Annotated in this window: 6 protein-coding genes; 3 read left to right on the forward strand and 3 right to left on the reverse strand. The window is 51.1% G+C overall.

Features of this window, described 5'->3' with window-relative positions; translation table 11 throughout:
• Positions 1–44 precede the first annotated feature (44 nt).
• Both HKX44_RS20025 and HKX44_RS19945 read left to right on the forward strand, forming a co-directional pair.
• Positions 45–404 carry a DUF6626 family protein gene (locus tag HKX44_RS20025; protein ID WP_346348198.1) on the forward strand — a complete coding sequence of 120 codons (360 nt, stop codon included), beginning with the start codon at positions 45–47 and terminating at the stop codon, positions 402–404.
• Positions 405–472: 68 nt separating this feature from the next.
• Positions 473–922 (forward strand): DUF6641 family protein, encoded by a 450-nt coding sequence (locus tag HKX44_RS19945; protein WP_276153264.1) that lies wholly within the window; start codon positions 473–475, stop codon positions 920–922.
• Between the two features lie 59 nt (positions 923–981).
• Here the strand turns inward: HKX44_RS19945 and HKX44_RS19950 are convergent, their stop codons facing one another.
• Positions 982–1,335 (reverse strand): hypothetical protein, encoded by a 354-nt coding sequence (locus HKX44_RS19950; RefSeq protein ID WP_276153114.1) that lies wholly within the window; start codon positions 1,333–1,335, stop codon positions 982–984.
• Between HKX44_RS19950 and HKX44_RS19955 the strand changes: the two genes are divergently transcribed.
• The gene (locus HKX44_RS19955) at positions 1,335–2,837 is read left to right on the forward strand and encodes a tyrosine-type recombinase/integrase (RefSeq protein ID WP_276153743.1); all 1,503 of its coding nucleotides are present in this window, start codon (positions 1,335–1,337) and stop codon (positions 2,835–2,837) included. The genes HKX44_RS19950 and HKX44_RS19955 overlap by 1 nt on opposite strands.
• Before the next feature lie 127 nt (positions 2,838–2,964).
• On the opposite strand, the gene HKX44_RS19960 is transcribed toward HKX44_RS19955, so the two are convergent.
• Complete coding sequence (locus tag HKX44_RS19960) at positions 2,965–3,561, reverse strand: hypothetical protein (protein ID WP_276153116.1); 597 nt, start codon at positions 3,559–3,561, stop codon at positions 2,965–2,967.
• 127 nt (positions 3,562–3,688) lie between these two features.
• A complete protein-coding gene (locus HKX44_RS19965) occupies positions 3,689–5,575 on the reverse strand; it encodes an AAA family ATPase (protein WP_346348199.1) in 1,887 nt (628 codons plus the stop codon).
• Positions 5,576–5,704: the final 129 nt, after the last annotated feature.

The following is a 5,704-nucleotide window of genomic DNA, read 5'->3' on the forward strand; positions in this document are numbered from 1 at the left end:
CGTTGCTGCGCGGATAAATAGCTGAGCAGCAAAGGAAATAATCCATGAGATACAATGAATACGCAGGCGACAACATCCTGCGAGATGCGTTCCAACTATATCGACAAAACAACCTGACACGCTCCCAGCAGGCATTTTCACGCAGAATTCTGGGAATGGGGCCATCCTATTATTCATGCATGGTCACGCGGAACCGCCAACCAAGTCGGCGCGTGTTGGAAACACTGATGAGTGTGACCAAAACCATCATGGCCACATTCGTCGGAAACCCGCATTTCCGGCAACCTTATGCCGCCAATCTAAACCAAGCGTATGATCAGCTGGAAGAATTGGTGGCACGGATCAACGTGGAGATGACCTTTGTCGAGGTGATGGATGACTTGCAGGTGCTGGAAGATGCATAAACCAGTCGCTCTCTGATCCAGGTGGCATTAACTGATCCCGGCATGTTCCACATAAGAAGGCCCATGCCATGCAACATCTTTCCCAACTTTCACTCACAGTGAGCTCTCAGAAAACACCTGTTTCGCCGGTGGCAAAGAAGCGTCTGAACCTCCTGCGCAAGCTGGAAACCCAAATCGAAGCCGCCGAAGCTGAACTGCGTGATGAAGAATTCCTCGAAGACATCCGCAAATGGGTGCGCGGTGAGGACGGCGAACGCAAACAAATCACCGAACAACGCGCGGTGCGTAAATGGTGGTGGCAACATCACACCGGCGCTTGGATGCTGACCCTGCGGGATGGTGCGAAAGAACTGCCTCTGTTGGAAGACAAGAACAGCATTGAGGTTGGCGAGATCACCAATTTGGTTGAGGTGCTGCAAACTGTACGTTCAGCAGTTTTGGCCGGAGAGCTGGATGATGCGCTGGAGCAGATGGTAAAATCGAAGCCAAAGAAGCCCGCTGGCAAGCCAAAAGGGTAATCCAGCCATATGTTGCTGTGAAAGCCGCTGGTTCGCGCCAGCGGCTTTCCTATTGGGTCTTAGGCGGCATCTGCGTATTGGATCACCGCGCCATTCTCGGCATCTTCCAAAACACGCAGTTCCCAGTTACGGTTTGGATACTCAGCCACCAGTTGGCCCAACATGCTCTCAGCAATTGCCTCCAAGCTGGCATCGCCAACTTGGTGCGTATCGCCGGACCAAAGCTCCATGCAGAACTTGCGAAGGGCAAAATACTCGATTTCACGATCCGCATGATGCACGTTCACCCGTACGGAAAACGTAACGCGATGACGATGCTGCTGGCCAATGGGCACCTCAACATTTTTGTCGCCATGAACCAGGTCGCGTTGAAAACTCACTTCGACCCAGCGGTTGATTTTGGATTGTTCCATTGCGTGTCTCCTTTGTTGACACGTTGGGTCTGACCCACTCCTCAAGTTTGGCGAAGATATTGTTTTTGCGCATGAACTTTGGGTCGACTGTGATCCGTAGGCTAAGCCCGCAAGAACCACTTCTTGAACTCGCCCAGATGATGCGCTGGCTTTATGCCAAAGGCGACATCAACCTCAGGCAGATCAAAATGGACCCAGTTTCAGAAGGTTACACGCTCTATCAACGCCCACCCAATGGGCGCTACTACGTGCAGTACTCAATCAAGGGCCAGGGGCAGCAGCGGCTGTCTTTGGGCACCTCAGACCCCATTGAGGCGGAACGCCGCGCTCAATCCAAATGGATCAAAGCATGTGCACTGGCCGAAGTGGGATTGTCCGTAAACAAAAAGCACTTCGAGAAGATCGCAGAAGAGTTTATCGCGGGCATCGAACTGGCTGTCCAACGCGGGGAGAAAGCAGGGTATCACGCCAAACAATACCCGATGATCGTCCGCCGCTACTTTGTGGAGCACTTCAAAGGCAAGCTGATGAGTGCGCTGAAAGCAGATGACATTGATGAGTATTGGGATTTTCGCAAAGAATACTGGATCACCGGACCAGGATCAAAGAACCCGCTGATCGAGTACTCCCGCATCATTAAAGGTCAGAAAACCAAGATATTCCGCCCTGTTAAAGAGGGTTACCCGTCGAAATCGACCCTGCACAAGGAAAGCCTGCTGCTGCGTCAGCTGTTCGAGTTCGGCCAACGCCGTGGCTACGTCATTGAAATCCCCGAGATCCATGCGCCCAAAGACAAACGACGCAAAGACAACAGTAGGCCTGGGTTCACGTGGGAGGAGTTCATGCATTTGAAATCCGTCTCCGAAGATCGCGTGCGTGAGTATGAATTTTCCCAAGACGATCCAACGGGCAAGAACCAGAAAACGTACCAGGATCGGCTTCGTTTGCACTGCTTTTGCATGATCGCAGCGTTTACTGGCATGCGGCCCACCGAACTGTTCAATCTCAGCTGGGGCGACATCGAAGCGAGGAAAATCCACGCGGAGAACGGTGAACTCTGCGATGTCACCGTGATGCAGGTGCGGGGTAAGGGAAAAGAACGTGAGATGGCAGCGATGCCAGAGACCCTCACGTTCATAAATCTGCTAAAATCACTGTTCTATGTGGCCACCGGAAGGATGCCAGAAGACAGTGATCCCGTATTCTTCAACCACGAAGGCAAGCGCATTCGCAGTTTCAAAATTGGTTTGGCCAAACTACTGATCGCAGCCGATCTACGTGTGGCCCGCAATGGAAAACTCAGGGACAGCTTCAGCTTCCGCCACTTCTACATCACTCAGCAAATCCGCGAAGGTGTTGGGCATCATCTGCTGGGTCGTAACGTTGGCACGTCATCCAAGATGATCGACGCGTACTACAGCAAAATCAGACCAACAGATGAGATCGCACAGCTGATACCTGACTGGTCAAAGAAGAGGCTGTTGCAGTATCGGCGAAAGTGACTGCTTTGAAGATGGGCGGATTCCGGACTTTCGCTGCGTGTGCAATAGGATTATGCGTCAGCTTCAAAGCGGACATCAGAGCATCCTCGGGACGCACGTCAAACCGGGAGGTATGCGTGTTGTGGGCTCATTCTCCAACCAAACCTAAGTCATGCCCGACAACGCATAGAACGCGACCAGTGAAAGCGACACCCGGGGCCGACAATAGAGAGAACCCGGCCACATAAAATGCCAAGACCGTATAAACCATACCCCTCGATGTGTGCCTGTCTTGCACGTTGTAAAAGCTCCGAAGTACATCAATCTTGATCTGATTGTCGTCGTCCTTCTTGAGAGCATCTGATGCTGCCTTGAGACTCTTGTCTCTGTTCAGCCATGGTGCCCTTTGATCAAACGAGGAAGCTACCTGTGGCCTTCTTGATGCTATGGTTGCATACATTGACCTGAGGTTTCTTGCTGACACGTTGTCTAGCGTTTCGATGACATACTCATTAATATCGATCGCTCGTTTAACTATTGCGGGCGCGAAAACGCGATAAATGATGGTACCAACACCAAGTAGCAGCAAGCCGATATAGACGATGTTCAACCGCGTCGAAAACTCGAACCAAGGGGCACATAGGCCTGGAGCAACTTGCTGCTCCAGCAATCCACCGAGCCCGCCCAAATAGGTCTCGATCTGTGCATGGTACAAAATCATGTAACCCACAAACGGCGCACTCATAGTGATGGATGCTGGCAAACTTTGGCCAAACCCTCTCAGTAGATGCCAGTTAAATGTTCGTACGCTCCAGGGTTCAGGTGCCCAAGTCATACGAGACAGCTCTGTTTGGGACATTGGTAGCCCAACCCTAAGCGCTAGTTATTCGCAAGGTGCGATTTTGGTGAGTATAGAAGTCACCGACAGTGATTTCAGGCTTGTCTAATTCTGGGGCAATCATCGAGGTAGCGATGATAATCTGGTTTGATGATTTTGCCGCCTTTGATTTTTCATGAAGTAGTCTTTGGAAGTTCCTGCTCCTCTCCGGCTCCATACCCTTATCTTCCACTGTATCCATCAACAGAAAGCGCGGATGGGAGAATGATGTTTGGTTGGCCGCAGCAACAGCAAACGAGGCAATAAAGCTATTGCGAAGATAAACCATAGAACTTGCGGAGAAAAACGACTCACCATTAACACTTATTCGGTCACCGTCGAAATCAAAGTCGACCTTGTCAGCGTTCTTGAATGTCGACTGACGCTCAAGGTCGCGTCTTAGAAAGTCGAGGACTTCAAGTTCAATCGACCTTCTTGCTTTCGAAATCTGATCACGATCGCGCTTTTCAGCGGTCTCGATCACGGATCGAACATCATCGATCTTACGTTGTAGGTCGTCTCGCTGGTTCTGGGCTTCTTTCAATTCAGCGACTGCAGATTTGCGAGTCGCCAACTCTTCGAGCTTACGCTGAGCATAGCCCGCTTCACGATTCAGAGATCGCAGTCTTGTTCGGAGCTCTGTTGTTGGGCTGCGAAGGGAGACCGTATAGTGACGGCCTGCTTGCTCCCATAGCTCTGTGACCTTTGTCAACTTCGCCTTCAAGTCGGAAACCTGACGCTGCCTACCGGCTTGAAGATCAATCGAGTTTTGCTTCTGCCGAGCATATTCATTGATCAAACGCAGGGCCCGTTCCTTAACCTGGCTTTCATCAGAAGCTTGTTTGCAAAGTGTGCAAGCGCCTTCAACCTCAGTGCCCTGGACAGGAGCAAAACACGCCGGACAGAAATCAAATTTCAGCGCATTCAACTCGTCAACGACCAACTTAGATTCATGTAAGGCATCAAGCTTCTTGGTCAGAGAGGCAATGAATTCCGCAGAGTCCGAAGCCTCCAGCTCAAGGAAATCCAATTCCTCCTTCAACTTGCCGATCTGTGATTGGAGCTCCTTTACTCTCGCATAGGTTGTTTCTTGATCGTTCAACGAAAGCCGATCTTCAAATTGTGCTGAAAAGACCTTTTCCTCCGTTTCTTCGATCTGGCTGTTCAGATCTTCCAGTCCTTTTTGAAGGCGCAAGTACTCCTGATCAATCCAATCCTCGGTCAAAGGATGGCCGTCGCGCCCGTGAAGTCTGATCAGTGTCGAAATCCTCGAAACGACATCCTTCATATCAGCCTCATAGGTCTTCAGGTTCAACCTAGCTGTATAATAATCGTCACTAAAGGCACCGAGGAGAAGATGTCCGACAGTCTGCCGTGTAATCGCATCGTCAAACGGCTGGCCACGAAACAGCTTTTCGACCGAGCTAAGCTGGTCCGAGTAGAGAAGACGCAGGATTTGGTTCATCGTGATCTTCGTGTTGGCTTCGCCATATTGCACTTCGGGTAGACCGAGCAGCCGGAACATCACTTGAGAGAAGCTTTCAGACTGGCTACGCCGAAAGGAGTATCGCTCCCAGCCAGCCCCGCTGCTCTTCAGTGCCTCAGAGCTTGGGCCAAAAAAGATGCGCATGGGTTGTGAGGACTTTTGTTCGACGTCCCTCTGCAGAGTGACGTCTTTCCCGTTTAGTTTGACACCCATCGTAATGGTGTCACACAGAAGCGCTGACTCCCGCCATTGGTGCTCCAGAAGGTCACCACCCAGACCGTAGAAAATGAAATCCATAATTGTGGATTTGCCGGAGCTGTTCTCGCCTCGAATAATGTTCAGACCCGAGTGAAATGCTTCAGAAAAGACGAGTTGACCTCGACGAAAAATCGACAGATTGGACCTGTCGCGCTTTTGTGCCGCCCCAAGTGCTCGTTTAGGCCACTTTCCGTTCGAAGGCGACGGGGCTTTTCCAACCCAGTGCTGAATGCCGTCGGCGCGGATTGTAGAAGCCGTTGATATATT

This window comes from Sulfitobacter sp. M05 (genome assembly GCF_029285175.1).
Lineage (GTDB): Bacteria > Pseudomonadota > Alphaproteobacteria > Rhodobacterales > Rhodobacteraceae > Sulfitobacter.

Bases quoted from the DNA above. Each gene is read 5' to 3' on its own strand.
- HKX44_RS20025 (WP_346348198.1), top strand. From the start codon at position 45: ATGAGATACAATGAATACGCAGGCGACAACATCCTGCGAGATGCGTTC.
- HKX44_RS19945 (WP_276153264.1), top strand. From the start codon at position 473: ATGCAACATCTTTCCCAACTTTCACTCACAGTGAGCTCTCAGAAAACA.
- HKX44_RS19950 (WP_276153114.1), bottom strand. From the start codon at position 1,335: ATGGAACAATCCAAAATCAACCGCTGGGTCGAAGTGAGTTTTCAACGC.
- HKX44_RS19960 (WP_276153116.1), bottom strand. From the start codon at position 3,561: ATGAGTGCGCCGTTTGTGGGTTACATGATTTTGTACCATGCACAGATC.